At 53.7% G+C, this 20,878-nt stretch carries 14 protein-coding genes; 12 read left to right on the forward strand and 2 right to left on the reverse strand.

Going from position 1 to position 20,878, the window contains the following annotated elements; genetic code table 11:
- The first annotated feature begins 35 nt into the window (after positions 1 to 35).
- From H7A76_RS09295 to nirK, 4 genes are all read left to right on the forward strand, one after another.
- Positions 36 to 4,598, forward strand: a complete 4,563-nt coding sequence (locus tag H7A76_RS09295; RefSeq protein ID WP_185698214.1) for an alpha-2-macroglobulin family protein — start codon at positions 36 to 38, stop codon at positions 4,596 to 4,598.
- A gap of 1 nt (position 4,599) precedes the next feature.
- On the forward strand, positions 4,600 to 6,243 hold the full coding sequence (locus H7A76_RS09300; protein WP_185698215.1) for a DUF2300 domain-containing protein: 1,644 nt from the start codon (positions 4,600 to 4,602) through the stop codon (positions 6,241 to 6,243).
- A gap of 3 nt (positions 6,244 to 6,246) precedes the next feature.
- On the forward strand, positions 6,247 to 7,062 hold the full coding sequence (locus tag H7A76_RS09305) for a YfaP family protein (protein ID WP_185698216.1): 816 nt from the start codon (positions 6,247 to 6,249) through the stop codon (positions 7,060 to 7,062).
- A gap of 103 nt (positions 7,063 to 7,165) precedes the next feature.
- Positions 7,166 to 8,257, forward strand: a complete 1,092-nt coding sequence (gene nirK / locus H7A76_RS09310; protein ID WP_185698217.1) for a copper-containing nitrite reductase — start codon at positions 7,166 to 7,168, stop codon at positions 8,255 to 8,257.
- Positions 8,258 to 8,318: 61 nt separating this feature from the next.
- On the opposite strand, the gene H7A76_RS09315 is transcribed toward nirK, so the two are convergent.
- Complete coding sequence (locus H7A76_RS09315; RefSeq protein WP_185698218.1) at positions 8,319 to 8,768, reverse strand: DUF3828 domain-containing protein; 450 nt, start codon at positions 8,766 to 8,768, stop codon at positions 8,319 to 8,321.
- A gap of 10 nt (positions 8,769 to 8,778) precedes the next feature.
- A complete protein-coding gene (locus H7A76_RS09320; RefSeq protein WP_185698219.1) occupies positions 8,779 to 9,150 on the reverse strand; it encodes a CHAP domain-containing protein in 372 nt (123 codons plus the stop codon).
- Between the two features lie 1,011 nt (positions 9,151 to 10,161).
- Here H7A76_RS09320 and H7A76_RS09325 point away from each other — a divergent pair.
- The 8 genes from H7A76_RS09325 (at position 10,162) to H7A76_RS09360 (ending at position 20,850) form a co-directional block, all read left to right on the forward strand.
- Positions 10,162 to 11,220, forward strand: coding sequence for a glycosyltransferase family 2 protein (locus tag H7A76_RS09325; protein WP_185698220.1), 1,059 nt, complete (start codon positions 10,162 to 10,164; stop codon positions 11,218 to 11,220).
- 536 nt (positions 11,221 to 11,756) lie between these two features.
- Positions 11,757 to 12,575 (forward strand): ABC transporter permease, encoded by an 819-nt coding sequence (locus H7A76_RS09330; protein ID WP_185698221.1) that lies wholly within the window; start codon positions 11,757 to 11,759, stop codon positions 12,573 to 12,575.
- Positions 12,565 to 13,938, forward strand: a complete 1,374-nt coding sequence (locus tag H7A76_RS09335) for an ABC transporter ATP-binding protein (protein ID WP_185698222.1) — start codon at positions 12,565 to 12,567, stop codon at positions 13,936 to 13,938. The genes H7A76_RS09330 and H7A76_RS09335 overlap by 11 nt, the downstream gene beginning before the upstream one ends.
- Positions 13,939 to 13,951: 13 nt before the next feature.
- A complete protein-coding gene (locus tag H7A76_RS09340; RefSeq protein ID WP_185698223.1) occupies positions 13,952 to 16,729 on the forward strand; it encodes a glycosyltransferase in 2,778 nt (925 codons plus the stop codon).
- A complete protein-coding gene (locus tag H7A76_RS09345; protein ID WP_185698224.1) occupies positions 16,726 to 17,718 on the forward strand; it encodes a glycosyltransferase in 993 nt (330 codons plus the stop codon). The genes H7A76_RS09340 and H7A76_RS09345 overlap by 4 nt, the downstream gene beginning before the upstream one ends.
- On the forward strand, positions 17,711 to 18,658 hold the full coding sequence (locus H7A76_RS09350; protein WP_185698225.1) for an NAD-dependent epimerase/dehydratase family protein: 948 nt from the start codon (positions 17,711 to 17,713) through the stop codon (positions 18,656 to 18,658). The genes H7A76_RS09345 and H7A76_RS09350 overlap by 8 nt, the downstream gene beginning before the upstream one ends.
- A gap of 74 nt (positions 18,659 to 18,732) precedes the next feature.
- Complete coding sequence (locus tag H7A76_RS09355; RefSeq protein ID WP_185698226.1) at positions 18,733 to 19,575, forward strand: class I SAM-dependent methyltransferase; 843 nt, start codon at positions 18,733 to 18,735, stop codon at positions 19,573 to 19,575.
- 243 nt (positions 19,576 to 19,818) lie between these two features.
- On the forward strand, positions 19,819 to 20,850 hold the full coding sequence (locus tag H7A76_RS09360) for a GDP-mannose 4,6-dehydratase (protein WP_185698227.1): 1,032 nt from the start codon (positions 19,819 to 19,821) through the stop codon (positions 20,848 to 20,850).
- The last annotated feature ends 28 nt before the right edge of the window (positions 20,851 to 20,878 follow it).

Consider the following 20,878-nt stretch of genomic DNA (forward strand, 5'->3'; position numbering starts at 1 on the left):
TGCCTTCACTCGTGACGTCTTCACGCGGCTTGCCTATGTCCCGTTTTCTGTTCCGCCTGACCCTGGCCTTGACCCTGGTGGCTCCCGTGGCCCTGGTCAACGCCGAGGATTCCGTGCCCGCCAGCGATTACGCAGCGGTCGCCGGGGAGAGTTTCTTCCTGTTGTCCGACAGCAGTTTTGCCAGCGACGAGCAGGCCATGGTGCGCCTCGAGGCCCCGGGTCGCGACTATCGGCGTTTTCGCATGGAGCCCTATGGCGGCGCGGACATCCGGGTCTACCGGATCAACCAGCCGCTGGACTTCCTCAAGCGCCAAAAGAACCTGCACCGAGTGGTCAGCGATGGCCAGTTCAAGGGCGAGGGGCTGTCCAACACCCTGGCCTACCTGTGGGACAACTGGTATCGCAAGTCGCGCCGGGTGATGCAGCGCGCTTTCTCCTATGAGTCGCGCAAGCAGGTGACCGAAGAGGTCCCGGAGCTGAAGGTCGGCAACTCGTTGCTGGCGCCGACGCCCTATGACGCCCAGCCGCAGTTCGGCCTGGTCCCGGGCTTGCCGCTGGTGACCCAGTTCCGCTACCCGCTGTGGCAGGCCAAGCCGATCCAGCCGCCGGCCGGGGTCAACCTGGCCGGGTCTTCCAGTGACTTCATCAACGTCGCCCCGGGCAACGTCTACATTCCCCTGGGGCAGTTGAAGCCGGGCCTGTACCTGGTCGAAGCCCTGGTTGGCAAGTACCGCGCCACCACCATGGTGTTCGTCTCCAATACCGTGGCGGTGAGCAAGATCGCCGGTGACGAGCTCCTGGTCTGGGCAGCGGGCAAGCACGAAGGCAACTCGGTGCCCAAGGTCAACGTGCTGTGGACCGACGGCCTGGGCGTGATGAACAGCGGTGCCACCGATGAGCAGGGCCTGGTGCGCTTGAAGCACGTCAGCCCCGAGCGCTCCTATGTGATTGGCGAGGACCAGGAAGGCGGGGTGTTCGTCTCCGAGAACTTCTACTACGACAGCGAAATCTACGACACCAAGCTCTATGCCTTCACCGACCGGCCGCTATACCGCCCGGGCGACTGTGTCTCGCTGAAGGTCGTCGGGCGTGAGTTCAAGAATGCCCGGGACTCGGTGCTGCCCGGTGCCGGTACGGTGAATGTCAGCGTATTGGACGCCGCGGGCACCGCCCTGCAGAACCTGACCCTGAACCTGGATTCCAAGTCCGGCACCCAGGGGCGTTTCCAGCTACCGGAGAATGCGGTGGCGGGCGGTTATGAGTTGCGCCTGCGCTACAAGGACCAGGTCTACAGCAGCGCCTTTCGCGTGGCTGAATACATCAAGCCGCACTTCGAGATCGCCCTGAGCCTGGCCAAGCCGGACTTCAAGACCGGCGAGGCGGTGAAGGGCAACCTGGTGCTGCTCTATCCCGATGGCAAGCCGGTGGCCAATGCGCGCCTGCAACTGAGCCTGCGGTCCCAGCAGCTGTCGATGGTGGACAACGAGTTGCAGTACATGGGCCAGTTCCCGGTGGAACTGACCAGCACCGAGCTGACCACCGACTCCAAGGGCAGTGCCAGCCTCGACCTGCCGGCGGCGGACAAGCCCAGCCGCTACATGCTCACCGTGTTCGCCAGTGACGGCGCGGCCTATCGAGTCAAGACCACCAAGGAAATCCTCATCGAGCGTGGCGCCGCGAGCTTCAGCCTCAGCGCCCCGCAACGCTTCAGCGCGGTGGGCGACAAGGTGCAGTTCAGCTACGCCAACCAGAACGCCAGCGAGCAGAGCAAGAACGTCTTGCCCAGCCGCTACAGTTGGGTGCGGATGGAAGACCAGTCCACCGGCGAGGGCAAGCTGGCTGCAGGCGCCAGTGGTTTTGCCCTGGCCTTCGAGCGCCCGGGTACCTACAACCTGACCTTGCGCGACGAGCATGACCGGGTCGTGGGGGGCACCAGCCATTCGGTCACCGGCGAAGGAGTCAAGGCCGTGCCGGGCACCGTGGAAATCGTCCTCGACAAGCCCGAGTACAAGGCTGGCGACGAAGCCCTGGCGCTGATCACCTTCCCCGAGCCGATCAACGATGCGCTGCTGTCGCTGGAGCGCGACAAGGTCGAGGCCACCGCATTGTTGTCCCAGGGTGGCGATTGGCTGAAGGTGGAAAAGCTCAGCCCGACCCAGTACCGCGCCCGAGTGCAGGTCAAGGATAGCTTCGCGCCGAACCTGACCTTCTCCGTGCTCTACACCAAGGGCGGCGAATACAGCTTCCAGAACGCTGGGATCAAGGTACTGACGCCGCAGATCGATGTAGCCATCCAGACCGACAAGGAGAAATACCAGCCGGGTGACACCGTCACCGTGGACCTCTCCACCCAGTTCGCCGGCAAGCCGGTGCCGGCCCACCTGACGGTCAGCGTGGTGGACGAGATGGTCTACGCGTTGCAGCCGGAAGTGGCGCCGAGCATCGATCAGTTCTTCTACCATCCACGGCGCAACAACGTGCGCACCAGTGCCAGCCTGTCGTTCATCAGCTACGACGTGGCCTTGCCGGGCAGCCCGACGGCGCCAGGCAAGGCCAACCGCAGCGAGCGTGGGGTCAAGGTGCTGGAGCGTCCGCGCCGCGAAGACGTCGACACCGCTGCCTGGCAGCCGGAGCTGGTCACCGACGGCAGCGGCAAGGCACGTTTCACCTTCCGCATGCCCGACTCGCTGACTCGCTGGCGCATCACCGCCCGGGCCATCGCCGACGATGGCCAAGTGGGCCAGAAGAAGCAGTTCGTGCGGTCCGAGAAGGCCCTGTACCTGAAGTGGAGCGGCCCGACCCGCTTCCGCAGCGGCGACAAGCCAGACCTTGGGGTCTTTGCGTTCAACCAGTCCGAGCAGCCGGTCAAGGCCGAGCTGGTGGTGCATTACGCCGGTGAGTCCCAGCGCTTGCCGTTGACCCTCAACAGCGGCATCAACTATGTGGCCTTGCCGGCCATCGCTCCGGGCAATGGCCAGTGGAGCGCCGAGCTGGTGCAGGGCGGCAAGACCATGGACACCCTGGCGGTACGCCTGGCCAGCAATGGGGCTGGCTGGCAGACCGTGCAGACCCAGAGCCTGGACGTGGTCACCAACAGCACGCCACTGGGCTTGCCGGGCGATGCCGGGGAAATTCGCCTGCGCCTGGACGACAGCCCGCAAGCGCTGTTCCGCGCCGCCCTGGATGACCTGCTGGAATACCCCTATGGCGGAGTCGAGCAGACGGCCAGCCAGTTGTTGCCGCTGAGCGTTGCCTACCCGGCCCTGGCCAGCAATCCGCAGATCCGTGATCGCCTGCGCCTGATGATGCAGAACAGTCGCCTGCGCCTGGTGCACATGGCCGGGCCGGAAGCGGCATTCACCTGGTGGGGCGAGGACGCCGATCCGGATGCCTTCCTCACCGCCTATGCCTATTACGCCGACTGGAACGCCAGCAAGGTGATGGACCTGAACCTGCCGCCGGAGCATTGGCAGCGAGTGCTTGAGGTCTATGCCAAGCAGGCCGGCAATACGCCGTTGCTGCAACGTGCGCTGATCCTGTCCTTCGCCCGCGAGATGAAGCTGCCGATCAATACCCTGGTCAGTGGCCTGATGGACGACCTGGCCAAGGCCGGCCCGGGACCGCAAGCCAGCATGCAGGACGACAGCGGCGACAGCCTGGTGATGGACAGCCCGGATTCGGCCCTGGGCCTGGCCAGTGCCCGGGTGCTGGCTGCGGCCCTGGCGCGGGACGCCAAGGTCACGCCACCGCCGGCGTTCGTCGCCCAGCTGGAAGCGGCGCAACAGCAGATGGAAATCAGCTCGCAGCCCTTCGTCCAGGCCTTGAGCCTGTCGCTCAAGCCGTTCGACCAGGGGGCGACGCGCGCCTTGCTGCAACGCCTGCTGCCATCGCAGTCGACCCTGGAGCGGGCCCTGGCCCTGACCTGGCTGCAACGCAGCGTGGCCCAGTCGGCGCCGGCTACGAACCTCAACCCGGGGCAAGGCTGGCAACAGCGCCAGGGCGCCAGCGGCGAAAGCTACTGGCAATGGCAAGGCTCGCAGGTTCCTGCGGTGCTGACCCTGGACTCGGTGCCGGAGCGCCCGCTGCGGGCCTCGGTGAGCTACCTGAGCAAGCAGGAGGCCGGCACGCCGGCACCGGTGAATATCACTCGCCGCCTGCTGCGCCTGGTACCGGGGGACGAAGCTTTCACCTTCAAGCTGGAGCCGCTGGGCAACAAGCCGATCGCCAGCGATGGCCTGTACCTGGATGAAGTGATCATCGCCAACGAAGGCAAGCGCCCGCTGGTGTACGGCATGCTGGATGTGCCGTTGCCGCCGGGCGCCGATGTCGAGCGCACCACCTGGGGCATCAAGCTGGCCGGTCCCGCGGGCAGTGAAGCCGCGTCGCTGGAGAAGGCCCGTGCCGAACCGGGGCAGATGAGCTACCGCGTGCCGCTGGATGCACTGAACGACAGCAGCGAAGTGCGCCTGCGCCACCTGGTCCGTTTCTCCCAGAAGGGCCAGTTCAACCTGCCGCCGGCACGTTTCTACCAGGTCTATGCACCTGAGCATCAGGCTCAGGAGCGTACTCCGGCCTTGGGCCAGGTTTCGGTCAAGTAACATGCTGCGACGTTGGACCTGGCTGTGCTTGTGTTTGCTTCCTGGGCTGGCGACGGCCCAGGACGAACCTCTGCGCCTGGCCTGGAAAACCGCGCCGGACAGCGAGCTGGTGAGCCTCTCCAGGACCCAGGTGCTGGCCCGCGAGCCGCTGCCCGAAGACTTGCAGACGCCCCTGGGCAGTGTCTGGAAACTCTTCGTCTACGCCTGGCTGGTGGACACCGGCGCCCAGGAACCGGCCTATGCCTGCCAGGGCAAGTCCAAGGAAGAGGTGTACTGCTGCACGGTCGGTAACAGCATCGCCCGCGACCAGGCCCTGGTGCGTTCCTGCGGCCTGTACTTCGAGCCTGCGCGCCTCAAGGTGTCGGCCAGTGACTGGCGCAGTTACTGGCAGGCGCGCCAGGCCCCAGGCTGGCTGCAGGATCTGCAGCAGCTGCAGCCACAGACTCGGGTTCCGGTGGCTGAACTGCTGCAAGTCCTGGCCAGCTTGCCGGCCCGGGACACCGCGCGCCGGGTATTGCTGGACGTGGTGCTCAACGCCGGTGATGGCACGGTGGTGGGGGCGCTCGGTGGGCGGCTGCGGGTCAAGACCTGGAGTTGGCTGGCCGAGCGCGACCCGCAATCGCGCCAGGGCGGTTTCGCCGGTTGGCTGACGGACGGCACGCCGTTGTGGGTCGGTGGCCGCGGCACTAGCCAGCGGGTCCTCAAGGAGCATGCCCAGGCCCTGGATCAGTTGTTGCCGGTCAACATGCCGCTGGACAAGGGCCGCTGCGTCGAGGTCAGCCTGTTTTCCCGCTATCCGCTCAAGGGCGTCAGCCAGAATGGCCAACCTGCCAGGTCCGGTGCCCTGCAAGGGGATTACCGGGTGGCGTTCGCCAATGGCAACCAGTTGGATATCCATAGCGCTGGCGAGCTGTTCCTGCAGCGGGATGGGGCCGCGCAACGCCTGGTGGCGCGCCTGGATCGCGAGGAATACGTGGCCCGGGTGCTGCAACGCGAAGCCAGCAGCGAACCCCGGGAGGCGGCCAAGGCCCTGGCCGTGGCGATCCGCACCTACCTGTTGCAGAACGCCGCTCGCAGCGGCGAGTGCCTGAGCATCGACGACAGCAGCAGCCGCCAGCGAGTCGCGCCGCGTCCGGCCACCGCCGAGGCCCGGGCCATCGCCGCTTGGACTGGCGACCTGGTGCTGGCTGGAACCCAGGTCACCTATCACTCCGACTTGCAGGCGCCGGACAAGCTGTCCTGGCAACAGGCGGTGGAGCAGGCCGGTTCAGGCCAGCGCTACGACGCTATCCTGCTGCACGCCTATCCGCGTGCCAGCCTCAGCCGTTGGGACAATCCGGTGGCTTCCTGCGAGCCCCTGCCTGCGGCCCAGGACTGGCTGCTGAAGCAACGGCGGCGCTGGCGCCAGCCGCTGGAGCAAGAGGTCGGTTACAACGAAGTCAATCAATTCGCGGTGTGCCGCCTGGGCTTCGGCCGGCCCTACGTCGATCGTGAGCGACAACGGATCTACGTGCGTGGCGTGCTGTCCCTGCAGGACCGCCTCGACCTGACCCATGAATACCTGCACCTGGCCTTCGAAGCCCATCCCAATGGCCAGGATGAAACCTACATCGAAGGGCTTGCCCGTCATCTTTTACTGGAATAGGTCATGAAATTTCCTGCTTCCCCGCTGCTCCTGTTCCTTTGTGGAATGTTCAGCCTTCCTGTGGCCCTGGCCGACAGCGCCATCCAGCTTGACACTCCCAAAGGCGGTTGGCGCACTCGCGCCGACGACGGCGAACAGTATCGCCAGAGCGTCAATTACCCGGCTTCCTCGGTTAACACTCCGCAAGGCCAGGCCGATACCGCGCGCATCCGTGGGCAGATCAAGGGGGCGCCCAAGTCTTCGCAGCCGGGCAAGCTGATCGTCAATGGCGTCAGCATGCCGCTCAAGGTGGACGAAGACGGTGGCTTCGACCGGCCCTATTCGTTCCCCAACGGCAGCAATAGCGTCGAAGTGCGCAGCCCCGACGGACAACAGCGCAAGCGTGTGCAATTCCTCAACACCGGCGGTGGCGTCACGCCGCCCAAGCTGCGGGTGCTGTTGTCCTGGGACAGCGACAACACCGACCTGGACTTGCACCTGGTGACCCCGGATGGCGCCCATATCTGGTACGGCGATCGAGTGGCTGCCAATGGTGCGGCCCTGGACGTCGACGTGACCACCGGCTACGGGCCGGAGATCTTCTCCATGCCGGCACCACTCAAGGGCCAGTACCTGGTGTATGTGAACTACTACGGTGGCGGCTATCGCACTGACGACGACGGTGACGGCGGCCAGGATAACGCCGTGCAACCCCTGACCACCGCCCAGGTCACGGTGATCACCGAGGAAGGCACGCCGGACGAGAAGAGCGAATCGTTTATCGTGCCGATGCGCGCCCCTGGCGAACTGACCCTGGTGCGCAGCTTCAGTTATCCATGATCGGCGCCGGTCAACGGCTCATGGGTTTATTGCCCTGAGACAATACCGGCGCCCGGCGTTTGCCTTGCAATGAGTCACCATTCGTCGGCAAGGAAACGCAAGCATGGGGACTTTTCAATCGTGGTTGAAGTGGTGTGTGGTAGCTGGCGGCTGTGCTTCTGGCCTGGCGTTGGCAGCGGGTGCGGACGGTCTGCAGCGGGTCAAGGTGGAGCTGGTGACGCCGCCCCAGGTGCACGCTCACGAGCAGGTGGTCAGCGGACCGCCCAAGGTGATGCAGTTCCACATGCGCGTCGAAGAGAAAAAGATGGTGGTGGATGACCAGGGCACCACGCTGCAAGCCATGACCTTCAATGGCTCCATGCCCGGCCCGACCCTGGTGGTACACGAGGGCGACTACGTCGAGCTGACCCTGAGCAACCCGGCCAGCAACAGCATGCCTCATAACATCGATTTCCACGCGGCCACTGGCGCCCTGGGTGGCGCGGCGCTGACCCAAGTGACCCCGGGCCAGGAAGTGGTATTGCGCTTCAAGGCCGATCGCAGTGGCACCTTCGTCTATCACTGCGCTCCTTCGGGCATGGTGCCATGGCATGTGGTTTCAGGCATGAGTGGCACCCTGATGGTGCTGCCGCGCGATGGCCTGAAAGACCCGGCTGGCAAGCCCCTGCATTACGACCGGGCCTATACCATCGGCGAGTTCGACCTCTACATTCCCAAGGACAAGGACGGGCATTACAAGGATTATCCGAACCTGGCCTCCAGCTACCCGGATACCCGCGCGGTGATGCGCACCCTGACTCCGAGTCACGTGGTGTTCAACGGTCGGGTCGGCGCCTTGACCGGAGCCAACGCGCTGACCGCCAAGGTCGGCGAAAGCGTGCTGTTCATTCACTCGCAGGCCAATCGCGACAGCCGTCCGCATCTGATCGGCGGCCATGGGGACTGGGTCTGGACCACCGGCAAGTTCGCCAATGCTCCGCAACGCAACCTGGAAACCTGGTTCATCCCCGGTGGCTCGGCTCTGGCGGCGCTCTATACCTTCAAGCAGCCGGGCACTTATGTGTACCTCAGTCACAACCTGATCGAGGCCATGGATCTGGGGGCTCTGGCGCAGGTCAAGGTCGAGGGGCAGTGGGATGACGACCTGATGACCCAGGTCAAGGCACCGGGGCCGATAGCGCCAGCCAAGCCTTGAGCCTCGGTTGCAGAACGCGCCGGGCCCTGGCTTGCAGGTTCCGGCGCGGGATGAGGGTGGGTCAGTCGCTTTGATCGGCAGTGGAGATCACTTCATCGATCTTCCAGCAGCCCTTGTCCTTGACCATGCGCACGTCGACGATCTGGGTGGTGTCTGGCGTGCTGCCCAAGGTCACTTGCTCCTTGGCGCTGGAGCCCTGGATCTGTGGCTCGCTGACCTGGATCTGGGTCAGCCATTCATCCATGTAGTCCTGGGCCTTGAGGAAGTAGTCTTCTTCCAGGCCATCGGGGCTGGCCATCTGTTTTTTGATCTTGGCGATCAGCGATTCCGAGACGTACTTCTTCATCTCGGGAGCGTTGTCGGTTACTGGATCCTTGTCCTGGCTGAAGGTCTGCAGGTACCAGCTGTAGAACGCCTGGGTCGCAGGCTTGGGCGAACTGGCGCAGTCGGCCAGGGCCAGCGGCTGGTGCAGGGCAATGGCCGCCAGCAGCGAGCAGAAGAGCATTCTCATGGGGAACCCCTTATGGATGACGGTAGATTTTGTATTCAGGCTTCTGTACCCGATAGGAGTGCCCAGGGTAGAAGCCATGCATCTGCTTGAAGTCTGACACCCAAAGCTTGCCGTTGAACATCGCCATATGGCCGTGGGGATGGCCGGGGATGGGTTGGATGACCACCACGTCGCCGGCCTGCGGTGCCTGGCCGGCAGGTTGCTCGACGAACCCCGCCGCGGTCAGGGAGGGGCCGAAGTCCTTGGCCGAGTGCTTCCTGTGCAGGATTACGCCGCCACCACCGGCTTCGATGGCCTGTCGGGTATAAGCCGCGCAGCGCCCGGTGCTGCCCGCATGGGCGTGGGAGTTCAAGTGACTGATGGCGGTTTCTTTATTCCACATTCCGTGTCATCCGAGAGTCCTGGAAAGCGGCGATTTTATTCGCGTCACTCGTGTCCCTGAAATACTGGCCAAGTGCCTCATGATGGTGCTTTGGGTGGTGGTTCACAGTCATTTGATGATGAGCGAAGGCGAAATTTTACTTGAGGGGCGCTCATCGTTAGAGCTGTAGACCGTCCGTGTCTCCAGACAGGGAATGTAACTCGCCGTATCGCTGGTCGTGGTCTTATCCCGCATTAGGCAGGAGCGGGATGCTCAGTAGGAGTTAGAAGTACGATCTTGCCGGCTACCTTGGGTGCGAAATTTGCATGTTATGCGCCTTGCCCGCGTTGCTTCTAATGCTGGCAGTAACCATGGATCGTGTCCCATGTTCATGGTTGTTTTCAATCATGCCTCGATGCTCAGCAGTTACCCTTAAGAGAAATGGAGAGGGTATGTCAGGAGCACGTTGAGTCAGCACCATAACTCTGTTTCTCGTCGAGGGAGGGGAAGGCATTGCAAGTGGTCGATCAGAGGTGCGATTGTCATGAAGCTCGTGCAATGTTGGATTAGGAGCCGGAAATCAGGTACAGCGGGCGGTGAAAGTACGTCCATACCGACGAAATGCCAGAGCGAGGCCCAAGGCCAGTATTACGCTTCTGGCCGGACATCTATTTTTGCGACGAGTGGCAAAATTTCAGTGAAGAATTTTCTGAAATTAAATGGTCTTTGTTGAATAGCGGCTAGTATGTTGTCCGGCAAGCTGAATGGGATGATCTGAAATCCAGAAGCACTGGAGCGTGGGAACGTGATTGATGTCTGGTTTCGTGGTTAAAATTCGACTGAATTGCCCGAGTGCTGCTTTTGCACGAGCTCTTGATGATGGCTAGGCGCAATCATTGCCGGGTACCAAGGGGGAAGGTAGGGTTCCTTGGATGTTCAAGGCGATGGTCGGCCGCCCCCCCCCCGTAAACGAGTGCTATGGACAGTGCTCAGAACAGTGTGAGTTTGTTTCTTCGCAGTTAAGGCGGGTGGATGCCTAGATATAATCTGTCAAACACTGAAATTTTCTCAGTCAACAATCTATTTGAAGTTCAATCGACCAGCGAATCGAACTCCTCAGGTGTGCAGCCTGTTTTTGAAGCTGAGTGTAGGAGTGATGTGGATATGGCTTTGCCGAAGGTCGCTATCTTGTTGTGCACCTACTATGGTCAGCGCTATTTGGCTGAGCAGTTGGCATCTTTCGAGGCTCAATCTCATTCGAATTGGCAGGTATGGGCTTCCGACGACGGGTCTGAAGACGATACTCGCGCAATACTGGAGTCCTATCAGCATAAATGGTCTGAAGGCAGCCTGTTTATTTGTTCCGGACCGGCAGAAGGTTTTGCCGCGAATTTTCTCTCGTTAACCTGCAAGGAGCATATCAAGGCCGATTTCTATGCCTATTCCGATCAGGATGATATCTGGGAAGCGGACAAGCTGGCTCGAGCCGTGCGCTGGTTGCAGACCGTACCCGACGAAGTGCCAGGCTTGTATTGTTCTCGTACTCGGTTGGTAGATGTTAATAATAATGAAATTGGTGTCTCCCCACTTTTTTCAAGACCTCCTAGTTTTGCCAATGCGCTGATGCAGAATATCGGTGGCGGCAATACTATGCTTTTCAACGAAGCTGCGCGTAGGCTTCTGCGTGAGGCAGGGGAACGCCAGCCTGTTGTGAGTCATGATTGGTGGGCATATTTAGTGATTAGTGGTTGCGGTGGTCAAGTTTTCTATGACAGTGAGCCAACACTTCGTTATCGCCAGCACAGCGGGAACTTGATTGGAACAAACTCCAACTGGAATGCCCGCTTCAAGCGTATTCGGATGTTATTTGAAGGGCGCTTCAAATATTGGAGTGATAGTAATATCGCTGCCCTGAATGCCCTTGAGCATCGGCTTACTCCTGAGAATCAAGCGATTTTTAAAAGATTTAGCATGGCGCGGAAAAAAAGCCTCATACCGCGTCTCGTTCAACTCAAGCGTTCCGGAGTTTACCGCCAAACAATACTTGGGAATATTGGTCTTGCCGTTGCAGCAGTTTTCGGGAAGATTTGAGTCATGACCATTATGGTTGGCAAGGAGCAGAGCTCCATTAATAGTAATTCTACCCGAGTTCGGCAAGCTGGATATTTAAATGAACGCGTCTTCGTTTTTTGGTAAGCAACGATGCTTATTACAGATATCTTTCAATATGATGTATGGTCCTATAAAGTAGCCGCAGCCTCACCTATGGAGCGCGAGTTTTTCGTCACGGCCAGTCTGTTTCTCTTGAGCTGTTTCGGGTTCTGCGCCTGTACTCAGCTTGATTGTCGCTATTCTGAATGGCCGCTATTTACCATTCGAAAGTTGCGAAACCCCTGCCAAGCCTCAGTTTTTCGCCGTTAATTTTAATAATGTCGGTGCTGATTGCCTGTTTACTGAAAATTGATTCTTGTGGAATTTTTGATTTTTCTAGGGGGCTGTAACTTGATTAAAATTTTTGTTCTTGAAGCTAGTATTCCTGTACCAATTCGATTTGGCTGCCTGAATTGTGATGAGCTCTTTCGTAAGAACAATCATCAAGTGTTGTTGAGGTTAGGGAGTCTTGTCTAATGCAATATTTTTCTGCTAGTCCAAGAGCAATGATTACGAGCCTGTGGCGTAATCGAGAGCTGGTTATGGCTTCTGTGAAGCGAGAAGTCCTTGGGCGGTATCGTGGTTCAGTTATGGGGTTGTTTTGGTCGTTTTTCAATCCAGTTTTTATGTTGGCAATTTATACTTTTGTCTTTAGCGAAGTATTCAAGGCTCGCTGGGGGGCAGGAAACGGTTCGAAAACAGAGTTTGCTTTGCTGTTGTTTGCTGGGTTGATTGTTTTTAATTTGTTCTCTGAGTGTATAAGTCGATCCCCCAGTTTGATTCTATCCAACGTGAATTATGTAAAGAAAGTGGTATTTCCATTGGAGATATTACCTTTTGTAGGGTTGCTTTCGTCTCTTTTTCATGGCGTTGTCAGTCTTGGAGTTTGGATGCTGGCTTACTTATTCTTGTTCGGTATTCCTCATGTTACGGCTCTCTATTTACCACTGTTGTTATTGCCTCTGATGCTCCTGATCATGGGATTGAGTTGGGGCTTGGCTTCATTGGGTGTATATCTGAGAGATGTCACGCAATTCATTGGTATCATAACAACAATGCTTTTATTTCTTAGCCCTGTTTTCTACCCTGCAGCAGCGTTGCCTGAGGATTATCAATATTTGTTGTACTTGAATCCGCTAACGCCAGTGATTGAAATGATTAGAGCAGCTTTATATTTTGGGGTTTCACCTGATCTTAATTTACTTGCAATATATTTAGCTGTTAGTTTTTTTGTTGCCTGGGTGGGATTTGCCTGGTTTCAGAAGACCAGAAAGGGGTTTGCCGATGTCCTCTGAAATCGCCATCGAAGTCAAAAAACTGAGCAAGTGCTATCAGATTTATGAGCAGCCAAGAGATCGGCTCAAACAATTCATCTTGCCGCGCTTACAGCGCTCAGTTTTCAAGCAACCAAAGCAGTACTTTCGAGAGTTTTGGGCACTCAAGGATGTATCTTTCGAGGTCAAAAAAGGCGAGACCGTTGGTATTGTCGGTCGTAATGGCAGTGGGAAGTCGACGCTACTGCAAATGATCTGCGGAACGCTTAACCCAACTTCCGGAAGTATACAAACTAACGGACGCATCGCTGCGCTGCTTGAGCTAGGTTCTGGCTTTAACCCAGAATTCAGTGGGCGTGAAAATGTTTACCTCAATGGCGCCGTGTTAGGGCTGACTAGACAAGAAATCGACTCGCGCTTTGACGATATTGTCGCTTTTGCCGATATTGGTAATTTCATCGAGCAACCAGTAAAAACCTACTCAAGCGGAATGATGGTTCGCTTGGCTTTTGCAGTCGCAATTAATGTCGATCCTGAAATACTAATTGTCGATGAAGCCTTATCTGTTGGGGATGAATTGTTTCAGCGTAAGTGCTTTGCTCGTATCGAAGCTATCCGGGCAAATGGCGCTACTATTCTATTCGTATCTCACTCGGGTTCCCAAATCGTTGAGCTATGCGATCGTGCTCTTTTGATGGATTCGGGAGAGAGGCTTGCTGACGGGAAGCCCAAGAAAATTATTGGATTGTACCAAAAGTTACTATATGCACCAATGGACAGACGTGAGGAAGTTAGAGAGCAAATAATTGGCGCTATTTCTGGCGAACAACATGAGAGAGAGCTACAAGAGCAAAAAAATATCGGAAGTTCGGGTTCATTGGTGCTAAATGATTTTTTTGATCCCCATTTGCAACCGAAAAGTACGATTAATTATGAAGAGCGTGGCGCATTAATCAGTAGGCCGCAGCTATTCAACCTTTCTGGGAATAAGGTGAATTGCTTACAGAATGGAGAGTTCTATTTTTTCAAGTACAATGTTCAGTTTACATCTGATGCGACTAATGTCCTGTTCGGGATGCTTATTAAAACGATATCTGGGGTCGAACTCGGTGGGGCTGTTAGCGCCTCAAGCCTAAGAAAGGCACTCCCCTATGCTTCAACTGGATCAAACTATCAAGTCGAATTTCGCTTTCAGTGTAATCTAAATCCAGGGCTCTATTTTGTAAATGCAGGTGTTTACGGTATAAGAAATGGAGAGGAAGTATACCTTCACCGCATACTAGATGCCTGCATGTTTCGAGTGCAACCAAGGGTAGACTGTCTGATCTCTGGTTTGGTTGATTTCAATTGTACGCACCAAATTCATGCTTGCGTTGTTGAATAAGGATTTAGATTTGATGACTGATGTAAAAGGGAAAAAGACGGTTCTAGTTGTTGGGCCTGGGCGCAGTGGTACTAGTGCAATTACACGGGCGTTGGCGGTGTTAGGAGTCGAGCTTGGCGAAAACTTAATGCCACCGAAGATCGGAGTTAACGATAAAGGCTTTTGGGAAGATCAAGATATCTATTCTTTGAATTTGGAAATTTTCAAAGAAATTGAACACGATTGGCATAATCTTACACCCGTGCCCTTAGCGTCAATGGATGAGGCGGGACTGGCCGAACTGAAGTTACGTGCTACAGAAATTATGAGATGTAAGTTGAGGAGGGCAAGTGTGTTTGGGATGAAAGATCCTCAAATGACTCGTCTGCTCCCCTTCTGGCGTGAAATATTTGGTCGACTGGAAATCAAAGAAGGTTACGTTATCGCGTGCCGTAATCCCATGAGTGTGGCCCGATCTCTATCTAAGTATGCTGGGGTAAGTTTGGATAGAGCTTACTTGCTTTGGTTTGAATATACACTGACCAGTCTGACGGATACCATTGGCGGAAAGCGAGTAGTTGTAGATTTCGATTTGCTGATGGAAAATCCAGAGAAACAACTATATAGGATTGCAAATTCGTTGGATTTAAATTTCGAAAAAGAATCCGACGAGTTCAAGAAGTATCATGACGAATTTTTAGCGGCTGATTTAAGGCATACCGAATATAAAGTTTCCGATCTGCGCGCGGATCAGGATGTTCCGCCTAAAGTGATCGAGCTTTACAGCTTCATGCTTGAGTTAGCGGAAGACAGGGTTGGAGTTGATGATCTCCTCGCAAAGGAAAAAATAGATAAATTTGTAGCGATCCAGGATGGTGAGCGTTTCTTGTTGAAGTATTTGCAGAATAGTGAAAGCTTAATCGCAGCTGGACAAAAAGCAATTGTTGAGCGAGATGCTCTAGTAGGAGATCTAGGCCAAACAGTGGAGTCCCTGATTGTCGATCGTGACTCGCAGAAAGCAGGGGTTGAACAGCTAAAAGAAGCTTACATTCAGCTTTTGAAAAAAAATGATGAACAGGTGGCGAAGCTTAATGAAGATATTGTACAGCGTGATGCGCTAATTGGTAATTTAGGCCAATCGGTCGACTCTCTTGTTATTGCTTGTAATGCCCAGAAAGCTGGAATTGAGCAACTGAAAGCCACTCTTGCTCAACTCTCCCAAGAGCGCGATGGACACTCTGCTCAGCTTAATCAGATGATTGCGGAGCGTGATACCCTGATTGATAGTTTAAGAAAAATGCTAGAGCCACTTGTAATGGCTCGTACCTCTCAGGAGGTGGGGCTTGAAAAATTAAAAGATGATCTGGTGAAAGTCTTGCGAGAGCACGACGATCAGGTTGTGGAGCTTAAAAAACTCGTTGCTGCGAGAGATGGGCAGATTGGAGAAATAAGTGGGGAGTTATTGGACTTGTATAACTCAAAGTCTTGGCGAATAACATCGCCTCTGCGTAAGCTTGTCTGGTGGTCTGCAAAATTTATTACCTTTCTATCTCGTGGCGGTAGACCTGTTTCGCAATTACCTATTTCGGTCGGTGAGTCTCTATCTGATACGCCTTGTGAGTCTGTCAATGATATTAAAATAAATGTGAGTGAGAAGGTTTTTAGAATTCTTCTCGTGAGTCATTACTGTCCGACTCGAGCTCATGCTGGGGGACTCCGAATTCTTGATATCTATTCTCTTATCCGAGAACAATGTTCAAGCATTCAGATCGACTTGCTGACTCACCATAGACCTACAATTGATTGGTCTTTGGACGATGTCTATCGGTTGTTTGATAATGTTTATTTGTCGCCCGCTGAAGATTTATCGCCAAGTGTTTTAGCTGAGCAAAGCGGCTGTATGTTAGCCTATGACGTGATTGATCTCCAGTTTCATCAAACCGGCCATTATGTGGACGGATTTAGGCAGTTTGGGAAAAAGATAATTTTTACACCAATGGAGTCAGCCGCGAAAGTATTATTCCTTGGTGTGCGTAGTAATTTAAACATAAGTAATTTCCTGCCGCTCCGTCGGTTTGCCGCGATGTTACGTACAGCAGCTGAGGAATTGGTGTTTACACAAAAAGTTGATGAGGTGGTCTGCGTATCCTCTGCCGATGCAGCATTTTTACGTGCAGTGACTTCTTCACGACATATATCTGGAGTCGATACAGGTGTGTCGCAGTTTGAGTTTAAAGAGGCTCTAAATCCAAGTTACGAAATAAAAAGTTCAGCGACTAAACGAGCATCTCTACTGTATGTAGCATATTTTGGGTCTGAGACTAATGTTCTTGCCTTACATTGGTATTTAGAGCATGTCCATCCTATGGTGAAAGCTTGTGTGCCAGGCTACGTGCTCACGGTAGTAGGTAGAGGTGATCTCTCACCCTTCCAAAAGTATCAAGACCAATCAATCGAATTTGTTGGAGAAGTCGAAGCTCTTGCTCCGTACATAGAGAAAGCAAGGGTCGGGATCGCACCTGCACTTGGCGGTTCAGGGTTCCGTGGCAAGGTGAATCAATATGCGGTAGTAGGATGCCCTTGTGTGGTATCTCCTATAGCATTCAAAGGACTTTCCTACCAAGACGGAGTCAATATATTTGTTGCTGAAACACCTGAGACATTTGCTGATAGATGTATTCAGTTACTGACAAACTTGGAGCTTAATGATCGGATGGGGACGGCGGCACGAAAGCTGTGCATGGAACGTTACTCATGGCAGTCAAAATGGGCCTCCATTCGTAAGATATATAAGCTTGAGGAGGCAGAGTGAGAGAGCAATCTCCTAAGGTTAGCGTATTGGTGCCTTCTTTTAACCATGGACGCTATATTGAAGAACGGATCAAGTCGATACTCAATCAGACCTATGAGAATATTGAGTTATTCGTTATTGACGATGCTTCTTGTGATGACTCGCATCGCATCATCAGCGAATTACAAGCTCGCTATGAGTTTCTGTATATTCGTAATGAACAGAACTCAGGCTCTCCCTTTGCGGCATGGGAGCGAATATGCACTTTAGCTACAGGAGAGTATATTTGGATTTGCGAAAGTGATGACGTTGCTGAGCTGAATTTTGTCGAGGTGGCTGTTGAGGAGTTTTGTGCCGAGCCGGAGGCTGTACTTGTTTATACTAGTTCATTAATAATTAATGAAGTTAGTGAGGTTATAGGCCATACGAATAGTTATTTTCACGATGTCTGGAAAGAGTCGCGATGGGATGTGGATTTTGTCGCAGACGGACTTGATGAGCTTTTGAACTTCCAGATACGAGGACAGACGGTCCCCAATATGAGTTCAGCTCTTTTTAAGGCTAGTGCCTTTAGGGGAGCTTTTAATCCTTTCTTGAAACGTCTACGGCTCACAGGTGACTGGTTGTTTGTTGGGGATGTGATAAAGCAAGGCAAGGTCGTATTTAAGCACTCGGCGCTGAGCCAATTTCGTAAGCATGAAGTAACCTCCCGAGTCAGAGTTAAATCAGCACGTTCCCAAGCTGAGTTTATGTTGACCAAATATCGTTTATTTCGTAGTAGTGGCCAGCCAGTAGCGTTATTTGCCACGCTTATAGGATCGGATGTCATTCGGTTCCTATATGAGCCCGCCAGTTGGCTAGATGTGGGCAAAGCGCTTCTGCAAGTCTCATGGCTGGAAACTGCTAAGCTCTGTGGGTTGATTCTACTTTCAACCTCGAAAAATACTGCTTATATCGGTAAATTTAAAGAACGCTACAGGCATGCAAAAAAATGGAGAACACATGATTAAACAGATAGCGATTGATCCCGCTTCGCGTATTTTAATTACGGGCGGCACTGGTTTGGTCGGGCGTGCGCTTTCCCGCACGTTGGCTGAAGAGGGGTTTGTCAATGTTATTAGTATAGGAAGCCACGACTGCGATCTGCGCGACAGCGTTGCGGTTTCGCAATTGATGTCAAAAATCTCTCCAGACTATGTATTTCATCTTGCTGCTCGAGTCCACGGAATTGGTGGAAATACACGATACAAGTCGGATATTCTGGTCGACAATGTTCTTATTAATACGAATGTTGTGGAGTATTCACGACGTGTAGGTGTGAAAAAAATTGTAGCAATGGGATCAGGTTGCGTATATCCAGAGCTAAAAGGACAAGAGGAGCTTTTTGAGAGCCAGGTTTGGCTCGGGCCGCCGCATCCGTCAGAAGACTCCTACGCTCATTCAAAGAGACTTATGCTCGCTCAGCTGGATGCTGCTAAGGAACAATATGGCCTGTCCTCCGCTTTTGTAATCAGCGGTAACCTGTATGGCCCACACGATAGTTTCAATATCGAAGAAGGTCACGTCATCCCTTCTCTAGTCGCCAAGTTTCATATGGCTAAAAGAAATGGCACTTCTGTGAAGGCTTGGGGAAGTGGCGTTGCCATTCGTGACTTCAGTTATGCTGACGATACGGCGCGCGCATTGGTAGCTATACTTCATAACCTTGAAGGCGCTGTGAACATGGGAAGTGGAATGCGTCATCCTATTCGTTACATCGTCGATACCTTGCAAGCTCTTACAGGCGTGCCGGTTGAATGGGATGCAAGTAAGCCTGATGGACAGCTTGTTCGTTATTATAATCTCGACCGCCTTATGTCTACCGGTTTTACCGCCCGTGTTACCCTGCCTGAGGGTATTCGATCAACTTATGAGTGGTATGAAAAGAACTGGGAAACGGCCAGGAAGTGACTTGTCGATTTAAAGTTTCGTGGTGCAAGAAGAAAATTATAAATGGCTGTATCGGCTAAAGGTAAAGGGGTTGTATGCAAGTATACAGAATTCGCTCTTATGAAGATTTTATTGTTCACTCGAAAAAGAATAAAAAGTCTGTTGATGAGCATAATGCCTACTTAAGTCTAGTGCAGCCTTCTACGCCGACAGAGTTTACTGTTCCTGGCTATTCATATACGGCTGGTAAGCAAGTTGAATTTCTTGTTGATTTTCAACACTCCGGTAGCATCGACAGGGTTAATTGGCGCGAGCGTGTTTGCTGCCCAGAGACATATTTTAACAATCGAATGCGCGCCACTTTTCATCTATTTGATCTAGAGATGGAGGCTTATCCTGATAATAGTCTGTATATCACAGAGCAAGTGACTCCAATTTACACTTATTTCTCGGGGAAATTCTCTAATACGGTTGGTAGTGAATTTCTTGGCGACAAACTGCCTTTTGGTGCCGTGAATAAAGACGGTGTGCGTAATGAAACGCTTTGTGCTTTGAGCTTTCCCGACGAATCTTTTGATACGCTGGTGTCGCTTGATGTACTTGAACATATACCAGACTACCTGCAAGCTTTTAAAGAGTGTGCCCGCGTTCTTAAAGAAGGGGGGAAAATGATGTGGTCGGTACCGTTCATTCCGAGTTCCCCTTCAAATCTGGTGCGGGCAACGATCGAGAACGGTGAAATCAATCACATTTTGCCAGCTGAGTATCATGGCGATCCACTATCTGGCGATGGTGTATTGTGCTTTCAGCATTTCGGCTGGGAGATGCTTCATCAAATTCGTGCTTCAGGTTTCCGAGACTCATATGCGCTTTGCTATCACTCGCGGGAGTTTGGTTATCTAGGTGGGGAACAGTTCATGTTTGTGGCTGTTAAATAGAATACTATTTGAGCTCTGTCGGCGTCAGAAATAGCTATGCTTTGATAAAGATATTTTTCCAAAGTTTTGGTGACTCTTGATCATAGATAGCAAGGTTTTTTGAGATTTTGGCTGTCTAAAAGAGTAGAGCGCATGTTATTGAGGTCTAAGCGGCCTCTGTTATTTTGGAATCGATTCCTTTTAACTGTTGAGTTTCAAGTTGGCGATTATTTTTGTGGTTGCTGAGGGGCGTGAGGAGTTGAGATGGCTAAAAAAATCCTGATTACCGGAATAACCGGGCAAGTCGGTTCCCAGTTGGCTGACTATGTTCTAGAGAATACAGATTTTGATGTCTTCGGCATGATGCGATGGCAGGAATCGATGGATAATCTTTATCATTTAACCAATCGAATCAATCGTAAAGACCGTATTAGTTTATGTTATGCCGATCTTAACGACTATTCTTCCCTTGCGCGGATGATCAAGTCTGTAAAGCCAGAGTTTATTTCGCACTTGGCTGCTCAGTCTTATCCGAAAACCTCGTTTGAAATTCCGATCGAGACCTTGCAAACTAATATTATCGGCACGGCCAACTTGCTGGAATGCATTCGTCAGCAGAAAGAAGCTGATGGATATGACCCAGTAGTGCATATCTGCTCATCCAGCGAGGTTTATGGTAAGGCTCAGCCAGGTGTTCCGTTGGCGGAAGAGTCGTCTTTCCATGGAGCAAGCCCCTACAGTATCAGCAAGATTGGTACCGATTACCTTGGGCGCTTTTATGGTGAAGCGTACGGCTTGCGCACCTTCATAACGCGAATGGGAACACACTCCGGTCCACGGCGTAGCGATGTATTTTTTGAAAGCACCGTAGCGAAGCAAATTGCATTGATTGAAGCTGGGTATCAGGAGCCTATCATTCGGGTTGGGAATCTTTCTAGTACCAGGACTTTTCAGGATGCGCGGGATGCAGTCAGAGCTTATTTCCTTTTGCTCGAGGCAAGTGCTTTAGGGAAAATTCCTTCTGGAGAGTACTTCAATATTGCCGGTGAAGAGGCTTATCAACTGCCTCAAGTGATCGAGATCCTACTCGGATTAAGTACGCGTACTGACATCAAAGTCGTGGCAGATCAAGAGCGTATGCGACCAATTGATGCTGACTATCAGATGTTTGACAATACTAAGATCCGTACCGCGATTGATTGGAAGCCAGAAATTCCGGCTAAAAAAATGTTCGCCGATTTGCTTGAGCACTGGCGCAGTGAAATCGCCAAGGGGCGGATTCCGTTAAATCGGTAACTGGCAACTCTGGATGAATTTATTGAGT

Origin of the sequence: Pseudomonas sp. MSSRFD41 (genome assembly GCF_014230245.1) — a bacterium.
GTDB lineage: Bacteria > Pseudomonadota > Gammaproteobacteria > Pseudomonadales > Pseudomonadaceae > Aquipseudomonas > Aquipseudomonas piscis.

Coding starts and splice junctions, on each gene's coding strand:
- H7A76_RS09350 (WP_185698225.1), top strand. CDS start 17,711: ATGATTAAACAGATAGCGATTGATCCCGCTTCGCGTATTTTAATTACG.
- H7A76_RS09360 (WP_185698227.1), top strand. CDS start 19,819: ATGGCTAAAAAAATCCTGATTACCGGAATAACCGGGCAAGTCGGTTCC.
- H7A76_RS09315 (WP_185698218.1), bottom strand. CDS start 8,768: ATGAGAATGCTCTTCTGCTCGCTGCTGGCGGCCATTGCCCTGCACCAG.
- H7A76_RS09325 (WP_185698220.1), top strand. CDS start 10,162: ATGCCTAGATATAATCTGTCAAACACTGAAATTTTCTCAGTCAACAAT.
- H7A76_RS09340 (WP_185698223.1), top strand. CDS start 13,952: ATGACTGATGTAAAAGGGAAAAAGACGGTTCTAGTTGTTGGGCCTGGG.
- H7A76_RS09330 (WP_185698221.1), top strand. CDS start 11,757: ATGCAATATTTTTCTGCTAGTCCAAGAGCAATGATTACGAGCCTGTGG.
- H7A76_RS09320 (WP_185698219.1), bottom strand. CDS start 9,150: ATGTGGAATAAAGAAACCGCCATCAGTCACTTGAACTCCCACGCCCAT.
- H7A76_RS09355 (WP_185698226.1), top strand. CDS start 18,733: ATGCAAGTATACAGAATTCGCTCTTATGAAGATTTTATTGTTCACTCG.
- H7A76_RS09295 (WP_185698214.1), top strand. CDS start 36: ATGTCCCGTTTTCTGTTCCGCCTGACCCTGGCCTTGACCCTGGTGGCT.
- H7A76_RS09305 (WP_185698216.1), top strand. CDS start 6,247: ATGAAATTTCCTGCTTCCCCGCTGCTCCTGTTCCTTTGTGGAATGTTC.
- H7A76_RS09300 (WP_185698215.1), top strand. CDS start 4,600: ATGCTGCGACGTTGGACCTGGCTGTGCTTGTGTTTGCTTCCTGGGCTG.
- H7A76_RS09335 (WP_185698222.1), top strand. CDS start 12,565: ATGTCCTCTGAAATCGCCATCGAAGTCAAAAAACTGAGCAAGTGCTAT.
- nirK (WP_185698217.1), top strand. CDS start 7,166: ATGGGGACTTTTCAATCGTGGTTGAAGTGGTGTGTGGTAGCTGGCGGC.